The organism is Niallia circulans (assembly GCF_007273535.1).
In the GTDB taxonomy this organism is placed as follows: domain Bacteria; phylum Bacillota; class Bacilli; order Bacillales; family Cytobacillaceae; genus Niallia; species Niallia circulans_B.
This window is the reverse complement of the sequence record NZ_RIBP01000004.1, coordinates 2,050,294-2,068,008: the sequence shown is the minus strand read 5'-3', so window position 1 is coordinate 2,068,008 and position 17,715 is coordinate 2,050,294. Positions and strand designations below refer to the sequence as shown.

At 40.1% G+C, this 17,715-nt stretch carries 16 protein-coding genes and 1 riboswitch; of the genes, 3 read left to right on the top strand and 13 right to left on the bottom strand.

The window, feature by feature from the left end:
* Positions 1 to 111: 111 nt before the first annotated feature.
* Entirely contained in the window at positions 112 to 336 is a 225-nt protein-coding gene (gene gerE / locus CEQ21_RS18070) for a spore germination transcription factor GerE (RefSeq protein ID WP_016201768.1), read from the bottom strand.
* Between the two features lie 210 nt (positions 337 to 546).
* The gene (locus CEQ21_RS18065) at positions 547 to 1,179 is read right to left on the bottom strand and encodes a cupin domain-containing protein (protein WP_185765714.1); all 633 of its coding nucleotides are present in this window, start codon (positions 1,177 to 1,179) and stop codon (positions 547 to 549) included.
* Between the two features lie 387 nt (positions 1,180 to 1,566).
* Between CEQ21_RS18065 and CEQ21_RS18060 the strand changes: the two genes are divergently transcribed.
* On the top strand, positions 1,567 to 2,166 hold the full coding sequence (locus CEQ21_RS18060; protein ID WP_185765713.1) for a hypothetical protein: 600 nt from the start codon (positions 1,567 to 1,569) through the stop codon (positions 2,164 to 2,166).
* A 51-nt stretch (positions 2,167 to 2,217) separates the two neighbouring features.
* Here the strand turns inward: CEQ21_RS18060 and sdhB are convergent, their stop codons facing one another.
* From sdhB to CEQ21_RS18045, 3 genes are read right to left on the bottom strand one after another with little or no spacing between them, the layout of a single operon-like run.
* A complete protein-coding gene (sdhB, locus tag CEQ21_RS18055) occupies positions 2,218 to 2,979 on the bottom strand; it encodes a succinate dehydrogenase iron-sulfur subunit (protein ID WP_185765712.1) in 762 nt (253 codons plus the stop codon).
* Between the two features lies 1 nt (position 2,980).
* Positions 2,981 to 4,744: a succinate dehydrogenase flavoprotein subunit gene (sdhA, locus tag CEQ21_RS18050; RefSeq protein WP_185765711.1), complete on the bottom strand. Its 1,764-nt coding sequence runs from the start codon at positions 4,742 to 4,744 to the stop codon at positions 2,981 to 2,983.
* Between the two features lie 43 nt (positions 4,745 to 4,787).
* Entirely contained in the window at positions 4,788 to 5,396 is a 609-nt protein-coding gene (locus CEQ21_RS18045) for a succinate dehydrogenase cytochrome b558 subunit (protein WP_185765710.1), read from the bottom strand.
* A gap of 502 nt (positions 5,397 to 5,898) precedes the next feature.
* On the opposite strand from CEQ21_RS18045, the gene CEQ21_RS18040 reads away from it, so the two are divergent.
* Together CEQ21_RS18040 and CEQ21_RS18035 are read left to right on the top strand one after the other, a co-directional pair.
* A complete protein-coding gene (locus tag CEQ21_RS18040) occupies positions 5,899 to 6,354 on the top strand; it encodes a YslB family protein (protein ID WP_185765709.1) in 456 nt (151 codons plus the stop codon).
* Positions 6,355 to 6,513: 159 nt separating this feature from the next.
* Positions 6,514 to 6,876, top strand: a complete 363-nt coding sequence (locus CEQ21_RS18035) for a DUF4288 domain-containing protein (protein ID WP_185765708.1) — start codon at positions 6,514 to 6,516, stop codon at positions 6,874 to 6,876.
* Positions 6,877 to 7,259: 383 nt separating this feature from the next.
* On the opposite strand, the gene CEQ21_RS18030 is transcribed toward CEQ21_RS18035, so the two are convergent.
* The 8 genes from CEQ21_RS18030 to CEQ21_RS17995 all read right to left on the bottom strand — a co-directional run bounded on the left by CEQ21_RS18030 (position 7,260) and on the right by CEQ21_RS17995 (position 17,662).
* On the bottom strand, positions 7,260 to 8,492 hold the full coding sequence (locus tag CEQ21_RS18030; RefSeq protein WP_185765707.1) for an aspartate kinase: 1,233 nt from the start codon (positions 8,490 to 8,492) through the stop codon (positions 7,260 to 7,262).
* Between the two features lie 122 nt (positions 8,493 to 8,614).
* Positions 8,615 to 8,795: riboswitch (Lysine riboswitch) on the bottom strand.
* 84 nt (positions 8,796 to 8,879) lie between these two features.
* Positions 8,880 to 10,652 carry an excinuclease ABC subunit UvrC gene (gene uvrC / locus CEQ21_RS18025; protein ID WP_185765706.1) on the bottom strand — a complete coding sequence of 591 codons (1,773 nt, stop codon included), beginning with the start codon at positions 10,650 to 10,652 and terminating at the stop codon, positions 8,880 to 8,882.
* A 186-nt stretch (positions 10,653 to 10,838) separates the two neighbouring features.
* Positions 10,839 to 11,153: a thioredoxin gene (trxA, locus tag CEQ21_RS18020; RefSeq protein ID WP_127737126.1), complete on the bottom strand. Its 315-nt coding sequence runs from the start codon at positions 11,151 to 11,153 to the stop codon at positions 10,839 to 10,841.
* A gap of 149 nt (positions 11,154 to 11,302) precedes the next feature.
* Positions 11,303 to 12,265, bottom strand: a complete 963-nt coding sequence (locus CEQ21_RS18015; RefSeq protein ID WP_185765705.1) for an electron transfer flavoprotein subunit alpha/FixB family protein — start codon at positions 12,263 to 12,265, stop codon at positions 11,303 to 11,305.
* Positions 12,266 to 12,281: 16 nt separating this feature from the next.
* Positions 12,282 to 13,022, bottom strand: coding sequence for an electron transfer flavoprotein subunit beta/FixA family protein (locus tag CEQ21_RS18010; RefSeq protein ID WP_185765704.1), 741 nt, complete (start codon positions 13,020 to 13,022; stop codon positions 12,282 to 12,284).
* A gap of 34 nt (positions 13,023 to 13,056) precedes the next feature.
* A complete protein-coding gene (locus CEQ21_RS18005; RefSeq protein WP_185765703.1) occupies positions 13,057 to 14,721 on the bottom strand; it encodes a long-chain-fatty-acid--CoA ligase in 1,665 nt (554 codons plus the stop codon).
* Positions 14,722 to 14,874: 153 nt separating this feature from the next.
* On the bottom strand, positions 14,875 to 15,282 hold the full coding sequence (locus CEQ21_RS18000; RefSeq protein WP_144456522.1) for a DUF350 domain-containing protein: 408 nt from the start codon (positions 15,280 to 15,282) through the stop codon (positions 14,875 to 14,877).
* A 31-nt stretch (positions 15,283 to 15,313) separates the two neighbouring features.
* Positions 15,314 to 17,662, bottom strand: coding sequence for an endonuclease MutS2 (locus CEQ21_RS17995; RefSeq protein WP_185765702.1), 2,349 nt, complete (start codon positions 17,660 to 17,662; stop codon positions 15,314 to 15,316).
* Positions 17,663 to 17,715: the final 53 nt, after the last annotated feature.

Genomic DNA, 17,715 nt, shown 5'->3' with positions numbered 1-17,715 from the left:
TGCATGCCATATAGTCAACTTATATAAATCAGAAAAGGTGACTCTAAAAGCTGCAATCATCCCTCCCATAGACAGGATTCTTAAAGCTTTTTTAAAGTCACCTTCCGTAAATTATAGCTCTAGTTCTCCCATTCTTAGGAGTTCTACAACAGCCTGTGAACGCCCCTTTACGCCCAGCTTTTGCATCGCATTAGAAATATGGTTGCGAACTGTTTTTTCGCTGATGAACAAATCACTCGCGATTTCCTTGGTCGTTTTGTCTTGAACCAAGAGTTCAAATACTTCTCTTTCCCTTTTTGTTAATAATGGCTTGTGAGTAAATTCATTCTCCTTCAAGTAGTGTAACCCTCCTTGCCTTTGCCAGCTATGAACTATGGGATGGGTATATATTATAGTCTGAATATATTATGTGAGATAAAGCATTGTAGTGACTGTATTATCTGAAAATGGACTGCGTTTTTTTCTTGAAATAACTGCTGTATTTTCTGTGCCGTGTATCCCTTTCCAATGCAGGTAAGACATTACTTTTCTTATTTGTAGATTTGCTCAATAGTAGCCATATGGATAGAATGGCTGCTGCATGCTGTATGGATTATTTCGGCCATAATGATAGTCAGAAGTAGATTGATGCCTTTGCTTTTGCAAACATTCATCTGTAGGTCCTATCACAATGGTGTCATTTTTCAGCGGAGCAAGGGTTTTTTTCAGTTGGACGGGGTCAAGACAATATGTGTGTGCGAGCACTTCGACTGGTGTTTTAGTAAGAATATCAGAACCAAATATATACTCAGGGTACGGGGCATCAAAAATGGCAAGCAAATGGGTTTTATCTTCCGAGGCTATTTCCCAGTGCCACCATCCTTGAGGGATGTTGGCCACTTGGCCTGGCCTTATGGGAATATTGGATACTTTGTTAGTGAAAGGATTAATCAATGAAACGACTGCAGACCCAGAGATGCAGTAAACAAGCTCTGCCGCGTTTTGATGATAATGTGGTTCGACTACCCTTCCATTGCTTAAATAAATATCTAATAAAGAAACCTCACCGAGAGTGTTTAAGACATCCCTGCCTAATCGGTTGATGTAGTTATCAGCATTGCGAGTATTTAGACGGTTTTTGTTCACGTCTGAAAAATAGCTGACATCTGGTTTCGTATAGTCCATATAGGAAGTTGGCATCGCATACAGTCCCCATTTCTTTATAAAGTACTACAACGTATTGTATGAGAATTAACTAAAAGCGTGACACTCACCCTAAATACAATTTTAAAAACAAACAAGGAAAAAGGATGCCAATTAGCAGGGGACTATTCAAAGCAAAGCTTAACGATGAAATCGCACTGAAAAAAAGGGAAGCAGTGACTTCTCTGGTGTCCTAACTTTAAAGCGCCATTGCTTACTTTATGCCAGTACCTTTGTATCTTAAATCCGCAAATAATATCAAGGGAGAATAGGATGTTTAATCCAGATATTTTTATGGGATGACTTCCTATTAAAATATGCAGGAATATCTATACAAAAACAGAGGGAAACGGTAGAATTTACCTATGAAATGGAGGTTCTACATTGATTCTTTTATTTATTCTATTATTGCTTATTTCCTTTGCTGCAGGCTGGTTTAATGTACCGGCTGTATATGTAGGTATCACCTATATAATCTTTATTTTTTTGTTTCTATATCGTGCTATGTATCCGTTTCTGTTTGAAAAAAGAGTGGATAAAATATTACAAACCTTAAACAATGCCAGAAATCCGCAGCATCAATTTCTCTATTATCTGTTTCAGGATGATTTAAACAAGGCAGAGGAACAGCTGCAAAAAATCCGCTCTCCTCAAGCGGCTGTTGGTTTGCGGTTCCTTCTTCTTTCTAAGCAAGAACGGTTTACGGAAGCGCAGGAGCTTCTTCCGTCCTTAAATAATCGCAAACAAAAAGCATACTATTCAGCTGCAATCGCACTTGAATTTGACGATTACAAAGTCTACGAACAAAATAAACAGCAAATCCACGATGATTTACTTCTGTTTTTCCTTGAGGTGGAGATGCTAGCCAAAAAGGGACAAGTACATGCTGCCATAAAAAAGCTTGATGAGAAAATCCCTTCATTAAAAGGGTTAAAATTGCTAAGTGCAGTTCAAGAAAAGAAAGAGCTGGAAAAAAAGCTTTAATAACAATGAAGAAAGGCACCTCTATAAATAGAGGTGCCTTTTGTTTTTGAATTAAACACTGTCACTGCCAAAAAAGCTTTTGAATGCTTCAAAGGTAGTATCTCTGTTTAGGGCTGCAATCGATGTTGTCAATGGTATTCCTTTCGGACATGATTGAACACAGTTTTGCGAGTTACCGCAATTGGCAAGACCGCCATCCCCCATAATTTTCTCAAGTCTGTCTGACTTGTTCATTGCTCCTGTTGGATGTGCATTAAAGAGTCGTACTTGAGATAATGGGGCTGGTCCCATAAAGTCTGATTTGCTGTTAACATTAGGGCAAGCTTCTAGGCACACACCGCATGTCATGCATTTAGATAATTCGTATGCCCATTGTCTTTTCTTCTCTGGCATTCTTGGTCCTGGTCCAAGATCATAAGTGCCATCGATTGGTATCCAAGCCTTTACCTTTTTCAAGCTGTCAAACATACGGGTTCTATCAACCTGTAAGTCTCTTACAACTGGGAATGTACGCATTGGCTCCAAGCGGATCGGCTGCTCCAGCTGATCTACTAAGGCTGTGCATGACTGCCTTGGTTTGCCATTAATGACCATTGAGCAAGCACCGCATACTTCCTCTAAGCAGTTCATATCCCAAGAGATAGGAGTTGTTTTTTCACCTTTGCTGTTAACCGGGTTTCTTCGTATTTCCATTAAGGCAGAAATGACATTCATATTTGGTCTATAAGGCAATTTAAACTCTTCTGCATATGGTGCTGTATCTGGATCATCTTGTCTTGTAATCAGAAATGTAACCGTACTTGCTTCCCCCATTTTATTTCACTCCTTCTTTTTGTTTCGAATAATCCCGCTTTCTAGGCTTGATAAGTGATGTATCAACCTCATCATAATGGAAGCTTGGCGCTTCCTTCTCTGATACGAACTTGGCCATTGTTGTTTTCAAGAAGTCTTCATCATTTCTGTCTGGAAAATCAGGTTTATAATGAGCGCCACGGCTTTCATTACGATTATATGCTCCAATTGTTATAACTCTTGCAAGTTGCAGCATATTTTGAAGCTGACGGGTAAAGACAGCACCTTGGTTGCTCCATTTCGCTGTATCATTAATGTTGATGTTTTGATAGCGTTCCAGTAATTCCTGAATTTTGTTGTCCGTATCCTGCAGTTTGTCATTATAGCGAACAACTGTGACGTTATCTGTCATCCATTCTCCTAATTCCTTGTGCAGTACATAAGCATTTTCTGTTCCATCAAGCTTCATGATGTCAGTCCATTTTCCTTGCTCTTCCTGAACTGCTTTATCATAAAGAGCGGATGATAAGTCATCAGCGCTTTTGCTTAAACCATTGATGTACTTAACTGCATTCGGACCAACTACCATACCGCCATAAATAGCAGACAGCAAGCTGTTTGCACCTAAACGGTTTGCACCATGCTGTGAATAATCACATTCTCCTGCCGCAAACAATCCAGGAATATTTGTCATCTGGTCATAGTCGACCCATAATCCGCCCATTGAATAATGAACGGCAGGGAAAATCTTCATCGGCACTTTGCGTGGGTCGTCTCCCATAAACTTTTCATAAATTTCAATGATACCGCCAAGTTTAATGTCAAGCTCCTTTGGATTCTTGTGAGACAAGTCCAAATACACCATATTTTCTCCATTAATACCAAGCTTTTGATCCACACACACATGGAAAATTTCTCTCGTTGCAATATCCCTTGGCACTAGATTGCCGTAGGCAGGGTATTTTTCTTCAAGGAAGTACCATGGTTTTCCATCTTTATATGTCCAAACCCTTCCGCCTTCACCACGAGCTGATTCACTCATTAAGCGCAGCTTGTCATCTCCAGGAATAGCTGTCGGGTGGATTTGAATAAACTCGCCATTTGCATAATATGCGCCCTGCTGATAAGTAATTGCGGCTGCTGAACCTGTATTAATAACAGAGTTCGTGGACTTTCCAAAGATAATACCAGGCCCGCCTGTTGCCATGACGACAGCATCACCAGGGAAAGCTTTAATTTCCATTGTTTTTAAATCCTGTGCTTTAATACCTCGGCAAACACCTTCATCATCAAGAACTGCCCCAAGAAATTCCCAGCCTTCGTACTTGACTACTAGTCCATCTACCTCGTATCTGCGTACCTGTTCATCTAATGCATACAAAAGCTGCTGGCCTGTTGTTGCCCCAGCAAATGCTGTTCGGTGGTATTGCGTTCCTCCAAAACGGCGGAAATCCAGCAGGCCTTCCGGTGTTCTGTTGAACATAACGCCCATACGGTCAAGCAAATGGATAATTCCAGGTGCAGCTTCTGCCATTGCTTTAACTGGAGGCTGGTTTGCTAAGAAATCTCCGCCATACACTGTGTCATCAAAATGCTCCCAAGGAGAATCTCCTTCTCCTTTCGTGTTTACCGCACCATTTATGCCGCCTTGTGCGCAAACAGAATGGGAACGCTTAACAGGCACAAGGGAAAACAATTCAACAGGTGTCCCAGTTTCTGCTACTTTAATTGTGGCCATTAATCCTGCTAAACCGCCGCCTACAATGATTACTTTCCCTTTACTCATTTATTCCAACTCCCTTAATCTAGTGCTCTATTAATCTATATACTTATACAAAAGCTAAAAGTGCCCTAACGCCAATTGTTGTTAACACAATAAATATTCCAATCGTAACATATGTACTGATTCTTTGAGATTTAGGTGTAACAGTTATACCCCAGCTGACACAGAATGACCATAAACCGTTAGAGAAATGGAAGATAGTAGAGACAACACCAACTAAATAGAAGGCAAACATCCAAGGATTTCCTAAGATTTCCTCCATCATGTTATAATCGACTTCTTTCCCCAGTTGAGCCTGTACCCGTGTTTCCCAAACATGCCATACAATGAATACTAATGTCACAATGCCTGTGATCCTTTGGATATAAAACATCCAATTTCGGAAATACCCATAGTTTTTTGTATTGTTCTTGGCTGTAAAAGCAATATAAATACCGTATACAGCATGATAAATGATTGGTAAAAAAATTACGAAAATTTCCAAAAAGTAACGAAACGGCAATTGCTCCATAAAGCCAGCTGCCTTATTAAATGATTCCGGTCCCTTTGTAGCAAAGTGGTTAACTACCAAGTGCTGTATCAAAAATACACCTACTGGAATGACCCCCAGTAATGAATGTAATCTTCTGAACAGAAACTCTCGATTTTTTGCCATACTTTTCCCCCCCAAATGATGAAATAGTTCTTTTTACTCATAAAAGCGATTACAAGATAGAAAACTTACAATTCTGTGACAATTTCATTGTACCCCCAATAAAAATCTCGGTCAAGAAAACGGATACATTTATTCTAGATTTATTTATCCTTTTTTATTATATGATTTTGCTCTTGGAAAAATTTCTACTTTATTTTCTAGCATAGAAACAAGTGCGTACAGGAAAAATAAAAGAAGCTAATAGACCAGATGCCAGTAGGACCTTAGCTTTTTCTTCACTTGAATTTTTCTAAGAAACGAGAAGCTATCTATCATGTGTTATTTTGCCATACGGAACTAATAAAATAGACCTGATTTTCCTGTTATTATTCCCTTATTGCTATGTTTTTTTCCCGATTTTACAGTATACTATTAAAGCGATATATTTTTTGTCGAAATTACGAAGCATATACAGAATTTATTAACATATATTTATAGAATTGTAGAAAGAGGAGAGAGACAATTGAGCGAGATTACAACGGAAGAACAAATAACGAAAGTGGAGGAAGACTCTCTTACCGTACCTGCATATGGATACGAACTGCTGCGTGAAATCCTCATACCTGACTTGCTTGGGAGAGACACTCCTGATATCTTATATTGGGCCGGAAAAAGAATTGCCCGAACATTTCCACTGGATCACTTGGAAGAGGCTGCTGCTTTTTTTGAAAAAGCAGGCTGGGGTCATCTCGAAATTGTGAAAGCAAATAAAAACGAAATGGAATATGCTCTCTCAAGCCCGTTAATTGAAAGAAGGCTCAAGGAAAAAGGGAAATGCACGTTTCAGCTCGAAGCAGGCTATTTAGCACAGCAGCATGAGCAAATACGAGAAGTAGTTGCAGAAGCGTTTGAAGATCCAAAACGCCGCGGTAAAAAAATTACGATTACTGTCCGCTGGGATAGTAAAGACCCTGCATAAAAAATTACGATACAGGTTTCTGCGTGAATTCTTCATTGGATTCACGCTTTTTTATTGGGCGATTTTCCAATTATCCGCTTTTAGTAATACCTGTTGTACTGCGATGAATTCCATGTAAAATAAAGATAAAATTACTTGTGACTTAAAGGAGGTCCAAAAATGTCTGCCAAAAAGTGGTTTGTCGTGGCACTTCTGTATGAATCTGTTCACGCGGGGAACCCAAAACACGTTGATGAGAATTATGACAACTCAACAAAAACGTATGAGGAAAGTCATAGATTAGTTAAAGCAGAATCGCCTGAAGAAGCTGGTATACTTGGTGAAAAAATCGGACGAGAAGCAGAACTCAATTATAAAAATCAGTATGAAGAAACAGTATGCTGGAAGCTAGTAAAGGTTCTTGATGTGTTTGAATTAATGGATGAGGAATTAAAGACGGGAACCGAGGTATATTCTCGCTATATTTTGGTTCCAAGAGAAAGTGGAACGCAGGATGTATTAAAGAGATTCTTCCAAGAATAATGTAAAAGTGACTGGGACAAAAGTATTTAAGTGTTGGGTAAAACTGAACTATTTTATCGATTAATAGTTCAGTTTTTTACTTGGTGTTTTAGTTTTAATACATTTCTTAAAATCTTATGGAGCGGAGGCACTCGACTCCTGCGGGAAATAGTGAAGATTTAGACCCAACAGGAGGCCCATCCTCCTCCCCGCGGAAGGCGAGTGGGTCAGCATAATGAAACGAACTAATTCTAAAGCCACACTCTATTGATACTCAAGCCCAATATTTTTAAAGTTAGATAATTTATTATTCCGTGTTTAGATAATTTATATTTTGGTTTGTCTCAGCCTCTTTTGTGCATGAAGAATGATAACCACCGTCTTACATATAATCTGTTTTATTATTATGCATTTATAACAGGCAGGTTGCTCAAGTCAAATGCATCATGAAGTGTTTCAACAGCTTTAACCATATTGCCTTTTTCAATAACTGTAGAAACTTTGATTTCTGATGTGCTGACCATTTTAATAACGATGTCTTGTTCTGCTAGCACTTTAAACATGTCTGCTGCTACACCTGGGTTTGAAATCATGCCAGATCCAACGATGGAAACTTTTGCAAGACCTTGCTCTGAAGCGACTTTATCATAGCCAAGTACTGCTTTATTTTCCTCAAGCACCTTAACTGTCTCATCCAAATCACTGTCTTTAATAGAGAAAGAAAGGTTTGTTGCTTGGCTTTCTGTCAAGCTTTGAATGATAATATCGACATTGATTTGATTGGATGCCAGTGTTGAGAAGATTGTTGAAAGGCTTGTTAATGAGTTTTTCAAGCCAAACACCGTTACACTCGTAATATTATCTTCAAATGCTACTCCGCGCACTACTAAATTTTGTTCCATTGATACTTCCTCCTCGATGATAGTTCCTTCTTCTTGTTCCATGCTTGAACGAACGACAAGCGGCATTTGGTAGTTTTTCGCATATTCTACTGCACGAGGATGAAGCACCCCTGCACCCAAGTTTGCCAACTCAAGCATTTCGTCATATGAGATCGAAAGCAGCTTACGTGCTTCTTTCACATAGCGTGGATCTGTCGTATATACACCAGTAACATCTGTATAAATGTCACATTTATCTGCTTTAAGCGCTGCAGCAAGTGCAACCGCTGTTGTATCTGAGCCGCCGCGGCCAAGTGTTGTGATGTCTCCGCCTTCTGTAATACCTTGGAAGCCTGCGACAATAACAACCTTGCCATCCATTAAATGCTCTTCAATTCGCTCTGTTTTTATATTTAAAATGCGGGCATTTCCATGGACTGCTTCTGTTTCCATTCCTGCTTGCCAGCCTGTGAATGAAATTGCCTCAACATTTTTTTCGTTTAAAGCCATCGCCAATAAGCTGATTGTGATTTGTTCGCCTGTTGTCAAAAGCACGTCCATTTCACGTTTGCTCGGCTTATCTGTTATTTCACCAGCAAGTTTCACTAATGAGTCTGTTGTTTTTCCCATTGCCGAAACGACAACAACGACATCATTTCCACGATTTTTTTCTTCCATTACTCTTTCCGCAACATGCTTGATTCTTTCAGCACTGCCTACAGATGTTCCGCCAAATTTTTGTACTACTAATCCCACAGCTATTCCCCTTTTCCTCTTAGAAGTTTTGTTCTATTGCCTTATTCTTTAAAAAAAAACAACAAAAAAGGCAATGAGAACATCTCATTGCCGTGCAGGTAAATACATAAAAAGTGCACAAACAGCGAGATAGCTCTCCAAAACAGTTCCTTGTTTTGACAGTCTTACATTTATTCAATGCAAAACCAGCAAAGGAATGATGAGTTATCCCTTCACTTCGGCGATTTTCCCTTTCATAATTCTTCACGGAAGCTCATTCTTCTCCGAATTATTACTATTGAAGCTCGCACCTCTACCTTCACTTATTAAGTTATAAGTTGCCATCATTATAGCATACCGTTTTTAAGTTAACAATAATGATTTTTATTTTTTTGCATAAAAATACAATCAATCTTTTAATTTTTCCTTTAGCTCCTCGGCAACAGCAGCAGGAATTCCAATGGCTGTGAATTCAGCAATGGTTGCCTCTTTCATTTTTTTAACAGATCCAAACGTTTTTAACAGCAGCTTTCGTCGTTTTTCGCCAATGCCTGAAATATCATCAAGCATTGATTGGAAAGCATTTTTGGAACGGATTTGCCGGTGAAAGCTGATCGCAAAGCGATGGACTTCATCCTGTATGCGTTGCAGTAAATAAAATTCCTGACTGTTTCTTCCCAATGGGATGATTTCAAGCGGATTACCGTAAAGAAGCTGGGAAGTTCTATGCTTATCATCCTTAGCCAAGCCTGCAACTGGGATATCGAGTGCCAGCTCATCAAGGAGAATTTCTTTTACCGCTTCAATATGACCTTTTCCTCCATCAACTAAAATAAGATCTGGCATCGGCAGTCCATCTTTCAATACACGCGCATATCTTCGTCGGACAACCTCGCGCATTGATTCATAATCATCTGGGCCTTGAACAGTCTTAATCTTATATTTTCGATAGTCCTTTTTCGCCGCTTTTCCATCTACAAAAACAATCATGGCAGATACTGGATTAGTCCCTTGAATATTACTGTTGTCAAATGCTTCAATGCGATGTGGTGTGTAAATCCCCATTTGCCTGCCTAAATTTTCGACTGCCTTTATTGTGCGGTCCTCATCCCTGTCAATCAGGGCAAATTTCTCATGCAGGGCATTTTTTGCATTTTTGTTAGCTAAGAGAACAAGATCCTTTTTTTGTCCTCTCTGTGGTTTGATGACCTTCACATCAAGCAGTTCTTCGACTAATTCTCCTTGAATGGAATCCGGAATAAGAATTTCCTTCGGCTTGAAATGATTAGCCTTAGAATAAAACTGTCCGAAGTATGTGAGCATTTCCTCTTCCGGCTCTTGATAAATAGGGAACATGCTTACATCACGCTCAATCAGCTTTCCTTGTCTAATGAAAAAGACTTGAACACACATCCAGCCTTTGTCTACTGAATATCCGAAAACATCTCTATCCACAAGATCTGTCATCATCATTTTTTGTTTTTCCATTGTAGCTTCAATATTAGCAATCTGATCTCTGAATTCCTTTGCCCGTTCGAAATCAAGCTCCTCTGCTGCTGCGGTCATTTTTTCTGTGAGCTCTTTTTTTATGTCTTTATATCCGCCATTAAGGAACTTCGTAATTTCATCAACCATTCTGCGGTATTCTTCCTTCGGCACTTCATTTACACAAGGTGCAAGACATTGTCCTAAATGATAATAAAGACATACCCTGTCAGGCAGTGTAGTGCACTTGCGCAGCGGATAAATGCGGTCTAGCAGCTTTTTCGTTTCATTTGCTGCCTGTACATTCGGATATGGTCCAAAGTACTTGCCTTTATCCTTTTTCACATTTCGTGTCGTAATTAAGCGTGGATGTCTTTCCGCAGTCAGCTTAATAAAAGGATAGGTCTTATCATCCTTAAGCATAATGTTGTATTTGGGGTCATGCTTTTTAATTAAGTTAATTTCAAGGATAAGTGCCTCTATATTAGAAGAGGTGATAATATATTCAAAGTCTTCAATTTCATTGACTAGCCTTAAAGTTTTCCCGTCATGAGAGCCAGTGAAATACGAGCGGACGCGGTTTTTTAGCACCTTTGCTTTTCCTACATAAATGATCGTCCCTTGTCTATCCTTCATCAAATAGCATCCTGGCTGATCAGGCAAAAGCATCAGTTTGTTTTTTATCGTATCGTTCATTGCAGTCCCTCCCTGAACGCACCTGTTAATACAGAACATAAGTACTATTATATATGATAGGGCAGAAGTTTGATTTCGGCAACTATGAGTGTTTGTAATTTGAAGGAAGGCAATGAGGATTTTTCCAAAAAGAAGTGCTGATTAAAAAAAAGAACCCCAAGGAAGGTCCCAGGGGTTGTTTTTGCATTAAACGTGTTTTGCCAATAGTTCAGAAAGAGCTTCTTTAGGTTGGAAGCCGACAACTTTATCGACAACTTCTCCGTCTTTGAATACCAACAATGTTGGGATGCTCATTACGCCGAATTTAGAAGCAGATTCTTGGTTTTCGTCAACATCGATTTTTACGATTTTAACTTTATCGCCAATTTCTGTATCCAATTCTTCTAATACTGGTGCAATCATTTTACATGGTCCGCACCAAGGTGCCCAAAAGTCTGCAAGGACTACGCCTGAACCTGTTTCTTCTGAAAAGTTTTGATCTGTTGCATGTGATATAGCCATTTATATGCCTCCTAAGTAGTGTTATACCTGATAATAAACCAAAGTATACCACCGTTTGCATGATGATGCTAATAATTTGTTTCGTCCTTCATTTTTCCCATCTGCATCAGCATCTATTCAGACCTTCTAACCAGCGCTTGCATCCTTCTCTATAGTAAATCTAGCTCCTTCTTCAATAACGGCAGAACTTCAAAAACATCCCCAATTAATCCATAATCAGCGTTTTGAAAAATCGGTGCCTCAGCATCATTATTAATAGCTATAATCATTTCAGCAGCTGTTACACCAACTAGATGCTGGATGGCTCCAGATATGCCACAAGCAATATACATTTTTGGTGCAACAGTCTCTCCTGTTTGCCCAATTTGATTTGCGGCATCACAGACTCCAATTTCAACAGCTCCGCGGGACACTCCAACTGTTCCTTTTAAAGTTTTGGCAAGCTCCTGAACAAGGCGGTAGCCTTTCTCATTTTGTACGCCTCTTCCTGCAGCTGCAATTACTTTAGCATTTGCCAGCTCTTCCTTGCCAGTATGTTTTTTCTCAAGCCTGACTAAGGAAAAGGAAGGTTCCTTAACAGTCGGATGGATTGTTTCTAGCTTCCCCTTTTTCTCCTGAAGCCTGGTATTTGCTTTCCAAGCCTTTTGTTTTAAGCTGAGAATGCAAGGAGAGTTCGTTTGTACCTTTTCCAAAACATTACCTGAAAGAATTTGTCTAGTGACTAGTAATGTGTTGGCTTTTTCGATTTCCACTATATTTGAAACAAGAGGGAGATTGATTTTTTCTGATAAAGCTGCTGCAAGTGTTTTACCCAAATCTGTTTGGCCAAACATTAGTAAGGAAGGCTGTTCCGCTTCAGCTGTTTGCTGGATTAATGGAAGCAGGCTTTCCGGCTCTAATCGTGATAGGCGACTGTTTTTCATAAAGATTATTCTGTCTGCATCGTGATATAAAAGATTTTCAGCCAATTCCTCCTCTTCCTCATCCCCAAAAACGAGGACAATGATTTCGCCAGTACCTGAAATTCCTTTGGCTGCTTCTATACATTCCAATGTGACAGGATGAAGTTTTTCCCGTCTTTTTTCTGCGATAATGACAATTTTTCCATCCATTATTCTTCCCCTCCCGTCACTCTTGTATATGCTCTTTAATCAGTTGCGCCAATTCACTTACCTGTTCATGAAGCTCTCCTTGCAGCATGATCCTTTTCCTGTCAGCAACAGGAAAATGGAAGCTGTGTGTCTGGATATCAGTTTGTTCTAATGAAGCGGTTCTTTTTTCAAATGGCTTTTGTTTCGCTTTCATTATGTTTGCGAGAATAGGCAAACGCGGTTTATGCAGTCCTTGTGGAATTGTTAGCAAAACAGGGAATGAGCCTTTATATGTCTCTAAATCACCATTGCTTTCCTTTGTGACAAATACAGCGCCTTTCTCTAATTCGATTCTTTCTGCCTTTGTGATGATAGGCAGCTCCAAAATGGTTGCGACTCTTGGTCCCACTTGTCCCGACCCGCCATTTGTGGAAAAATCGCCTGCAAGGATTAGGTCAAATGATAGGTCCTTCATATTCTGCGCAATGATTTTGGCAATGGAAGACGGCTCCAAGCTTGCTTCTGTCTGAATAAGAAGTGCGCTGTCTGCACCCATTGCGAGTGCCCTTCTTAGATGCTTCTCTGCATCCTGATGGTGTACTGCTACAACGGTAATACTTCCTCCATAAAGCTCTTTCAACAGCAGTGCTTCTTCAAGTGCAGCCTCATCTGGCGGATTAATTACTTCTTTTATGTTTTTGTCCAAAATCTGCCCGTTTTCAATCGTGATTGGCTGATTTGCCTCCACAACGATGGAAAGCAAGACGATGATGTTCATCCCCACTATCTCCCTTCTTCTGTTCCATTCTCTTTCAATTCTCTTTCAATTCTCTTCTTAAAATTTTGCCAATTGCTGATTTTGGCAATTCTTTACGGAACTCATATATTCTCGGTACTTTAAATGAAGCGATTCTCTCCCTCATATATTTATTCAACTCATCTTCAGATGTTTGTGCTCCTTCTTTTAATACGATAAAGGCCTTCACTGTTTCCCCACGATAGGAATCCTTCACCCCAACAACCGCCGCTTCCTGAACCGCAGGGTGCTCGTATAATACCTCCTCCACTTCGCGTGGATAGATATTAAAGCCACTTGCGATAATCGTGTCCTTTTTCCGGTCTACAATATAGAAATAGCCTCGTTCATCCATGTAACACAGGTCGCCCGTATATAGCCAGCCATCCTTTAAGACAAGCTCTGTTTCGGCTGGATTATTCCAATAGCCTTTCATAACTTGTGGTCCCTTCACTGCCAATTCGCCGATTTCACCGTAAGGCAGCTCTTCCCCAGTTTCTGGAGAGATAACAGCAGCATCTGTACCAGGCCATGGCACTCCAATGCTTCCTTTAACAATTTCATGATCCCAGACAAAATTAACATGTGTTACTGGCGATGCTTCCGTTAGCCCATACCCTTCGACAAGCTTTCCACCAGTCTTTTCTTCAAAGCGGTCAATAATCTCCTTAGGCAGTGGGGCAGAACCACTTATTGCCGCAACAATTGAGGATAAATCATATTTATTGATGTCCGGATGGTTTAAGAGGCCAATATAGATTGTCGGCGCCCCTGGAAAAACAGTCGGCTTTTGTTTTTCAATCGTCTTTAAAGCAGTTGTGGCATCAAATTTCGGCAGTAAGATCATCTGATAAATTTCCATTACAGAAAGGACAAGAACTGTCATCATGCCATAAACATGGAAGAGAGGCATAATCGCTAACAGCTTTTCCTTGCCTTTTTCGAGCTTATGCAGCCATTGACGGCACATAGACGTATTTGCGACAAGATTTTGGTGTGTCAGCATAACACCTTTTGGAAAGCCGGTTGTCCCCCCAGTGTACTGAATGATTGCCAAGTCTTCTTCAAAGTTGATGCTGACATCTTTCAAGTCTGCTATTGGCAAGCTCCAGATTTTTTTCAGTAAATGGGTATTACCCTCGTGCTTAACAGAAGGGATATAACCATACTCTTTCTTTTGAATAAATGGGTAAAATAGATTTTTAGGGAATGGAAGAAATTCACTGATGGAGGTAACAAGGATATGCTCAACACTTGTCATTTCTTGTACACTTTTCACGCGGTTATACAGGATATCGAGGGTAATAATTGCTTTTGCGCCTGAGTCGTTGAGAATGAATTCTATTTCTCTTTCTTTATAGAGCGGATTAACTGGGACTACAATGGCGCCTGCAAGCATGATAGCATAAAAACTAATAACGGTTTGCGGGATATTAGGAAGCATGACTGCAACCCTTTCTCCTTTTGTAATTCCTGTTTCTTGCAGATATGCTGCAAGAATACTCGCCCTTTCAAATGTTTGCTTAAAGGTTAATTCCTTCCCCATAAAGTGAATGGCTTTATGCTTCGGATATTCCTTTGCTGCGTTACGCAGCAGCTGTGGCAAGGTTTCTGCTTTATAATAGACATTTTTGGCTGTTTCGCCTGGATAAAGCGACAGCCATGGTTTTTCCGTTTCCAAACCGACTCCTCCTAACATATAATAAATAGTACTAGCTTATTATATGGCGGGGAGATACCAATGGATATTTAAAATAAGCCCAAAATTAAAAAGGGCAGTTTCTGTGTACAAAAAAAAGACCCGTTCCAAATGGAACGAATCTTTTTTTTATGCTTAGGATATTCCGGCACCTATAATATAAGATAAGCCGATGGAAATAATCATGGAAATGAGGCCAACCGCCCTGTTATCATTTTTTATTTCCTCATCGATTTTGAATTTTGGTGTTAAAAACTCAAAGATGAAATAGCCGATTAGCAATAGGAAGAAACCGAATATTCCCCAGACAATCATTGTCAGCAATGAGTCATTTTGCATGATAGAATGCCTGAACACGTTCGCAATCCCGAATATCTTTCCGCCTGTGGCCATCGCAACGGCGACATTCCCTTTTTTTATTTCCTCCCAGTTATTGTATTTTGTTACCAGTTCAAACACGGCTAAAAACACAACAATGCTAAGGATGACAACACTATAATCGCCAGCGGTGTTCACATATTCATTACTCCAAAAGGAATTCATCTGGCATCCCCTCTCCTATTTCTATAAACTCTTATCTAAGCTCAACAACCGTAACGCCGCTGCCGCCTTCTCCTGCCTCACCGAAGCGGATACTTTTGACAGAACGGTGGTTTTTCAAGTATTCTTGCACACCTGTACGTAATGCGCCGGTTCCCTTACCATGTATGATAGAGACTCTCGGATAGCCTGCAAGCAGACTGTCATCAATATATTTCTCCACACGCGCCAACGCATTTTCATATCTTTCCCCGCGCAAATCGAGCTCAAGGCTTACATGGAAGTCTTTACCTCTGATTGTTGCCAGCGGTTTTGTTTCAACCACTTTAGGTGCTTTAATAAATTCCAAGTCACGCTCTTTTACTTTCATCTTCATAATACCGATTTGAACTTGCCACTCTTTAGCAGAAACCCTTTCAATTAGTTGACCCTTTTGATCGAATGTCAGCACCTTGACTTCATCACCAGGCTGGAGTTCATGACTCGTTTTTGCTGCTTCTTTTCGTTTAATAGCAGTCTTTGGAGCAGCATCCTCAAGGCGTTTTCTAGCATCAATCAGTTCATGCTCTTTAATTTCCGCTCGTTTTTCCAACTGCATCTTCCGCAAATCAGAAATAACCGTTTCTGCTTCTGCCCGCGCATTTTCTACGATATCTGCCGCTTTTTTCTTTGCCTTTTCTTCAAGCGCTTCTTTTTTCTCATAATACTCCATAACCTGCTTTTGCAAGTCACGGTGCAGTATATCTGCCTGCTTCAGCAATTCTGCTGCTTCTTTATGCTCGATTTCTGCTGCTCTGCGGCTTTCTTCAAGTGATGCAATCATATTTTCGATTTTGTTTGTTTCATCACTCACGTGAGATCTGGCTGTTTCGATAACATCCTCTTTTAAGCCAAGACGCTTCGAAATTTCAAAGGCATTGCTTCGGCCAGGAACACCGATTAACAGCCTGTAAGTTGGACTTAATGTCTCCACATCAAATTCAACGCTGGCATTCACTACCCCTTCTCTGTTATATCCATAAGCCTTCAGCTCTGGATAATGGGTAGTCGCTATTACTCTTGCTCCCTGTTTGTTCACTTCATCTAGGATGGAAATAGCAAGTGCCGCTCCTTCCTGTGGATCTGTTCCTGCACCAAGCTCATCAAACAGCACAAGACTATTGCTGTTAACGTCTTCTAAGATGCTTACGATATTAACCATATGGGAGGAGAATGTACTTAATGATTGCTCGATGGACTGTTCATCGCCAATATCTGCATAAACTGCCTCAAACACACCCATTTCGGATTCATCAAGTGCAGGTATTTGTAAGCCTGCTTGTGCCATTAGTGTGCAAAGTCCAACTGTTTTCAGTGTTACTGTTTTACCACCAGTGTTCGGTCCTGTTATAACAATAGCGGAATACGTATCTCCTAAGGCAACATCATTTGCAACGACCTGATCGATTGGAATTAACGGATGTCTTGCTTTAAAAAGATTAATTCTTCTTTCATTATTAATCTTTGGTTTCGTGCCTTTAATCCGTTGACCGTATTTTGCTTTTGCAAACATAAAGTCAATATCCTTCAGGATTTCAACAATGGACAGAAGTTCTTCCCGATGCTCTGCTACAAGGACCGTCAGCTGTGCCAAAATCCTGTCAATTTCCTGTTGTTCCTTTACACGAATTCCTGAAAGCTCATTATTAAGGGTAACAACAGATTGGGGCTCTATAAACAATGTTTGGCCAGACGCACTTTGATCATGGATTATCCCTCCATAATGGCCTCTGTATTCTTGTTTTACTGGAATAACATAACGGTCATTCCGGATAGTAATGATGGTATCTGACAGCATCTTAGCAGCACTTGATGAACGTATCATACCTTCAAGCTTTTCTCTGACCTTTGATTCATTCCTTCTTAGCTGATTGCGAAGGGCACGCAGTGCTTCACTAGCGCTATCCACAACGCTTCCTTGTTCATCAATTGCCATCTTAATTTCTTCTTCTACCTCTGCAAGGACTATAATTTGCTCAGCGAGCCCGAACAAAATCGGTATTGGCTCATCTTGATGAAATTCCTCTGTGAATCTTTTTATTTGCCTGCTCACATGAACTGTGCTTGCTATTTGATTTAATTCAACAGGGCTAAGCATCCCCCCGATGGTTGAGCGTTTAACATGTGGACGAATATCATGGATGCCGCTTAACGGGATATTCCCTCTCATTCGGACAACCTTTGCTGCTTCATCTGTTTCTTCCTGCCATTGCACGACTTCTTCATAATTTGTGGAAGGCATTAACTCAGTTGCTTTTGCCATTCCTAGTGAGGAAGAGACATGCTCTAGCAACTGACTTTTAATCTTATCAAATTCTAATGTCTTTAATGCTCTTTCTTGCATGGAGTTTTCTCCTTTACCTTTTTTAGCAATCCCATAGTTATCATTATCTTTTT

What these genes read in the sequence shown, in the direction of transcription:
- CEQ21_RS18065 (WP_185765714.1), bottom strand. Translation starts at nt 1,179, where the DNA reads ATGCCAACTTCCTATATGGACTATACGAAACCAGATGTCAGCTATTTT.
- sdhB (WP_185765712.1), bottom strand. Translation starts at nt 2,979, where the DNA reads ATGGGGGAAGCAAGTACGGTTACATTTCTGATTACAAGACAAGATGAT.
- sdhA (WP_185765711.1), bottom strand. Translation starts at nt 4,744, where the DNA reads ATGAGTAAAGGGAAAGTAATCATTGTAGGCGGCGGTTTAGCAGGATTA.
- CEQ21_RS18045 (WP_185765710.1), bottom strand. Translation starts at nt 5,396, where the DNA reads ATGGCAAAAAATCGAGAGTTTCTGTTCAGAAGATTACATTCATTACTG.
- CEQ21_RS18035 (WP_185765708.1), top strand. Translation starts at nt 6,514, where the DNA reads ATGTCTGCCAAAAAGTGGTTTGTCGTGGCACTTCTGTATGAATCTGTT.
- uvrC (WP_185765706.1), bottom strand. Translation starts at nt 10,652, where the DNA reads ATGAACGATACGATAAAAAACAAACTGATGCTTTTGCCTGATCAGCCA.
- trxA (WP_127737126.1), bottom strand. Translation starts at nt 11,153, where the DNA reads ATGGCTATATCACATGCAACAGATCAAAACTTTTCAGAAGAAACAGGT.
- CEQ21_RS18015 (WP_185765705.1), bottom strand. Translation starts at nt 12,265, where the DNA reads ATGGATGGAAAAATTGTCATTATCGCAGAAAAAAGACGGGAAAAACTT.
- CEQ21_RS18010 (WP_185765704.1), bottom strand. Translation starts at nt 13,022, where the DNA reads ATGAACATCATCGTCTTGCTTTCCATCGTTGTGGAGGCAAATCAGCCA.
- CEQ21_RS18000 (WP_144456522.1), bottom strand. Translation starts at nt 15,282, where the DNA reads ATGAATTCCTTTTGGAGTAATGAATATGTGAACACCGCTGGCGATTAT.
- CEQ21_RS17995 (WP_185765702.1), bottom strand. Translation starts at nt 17,662, where the DNA reads ATGCAAGAAAGAGCATTAAAGACATTAGAATTTGATAAGATTAAAAGT.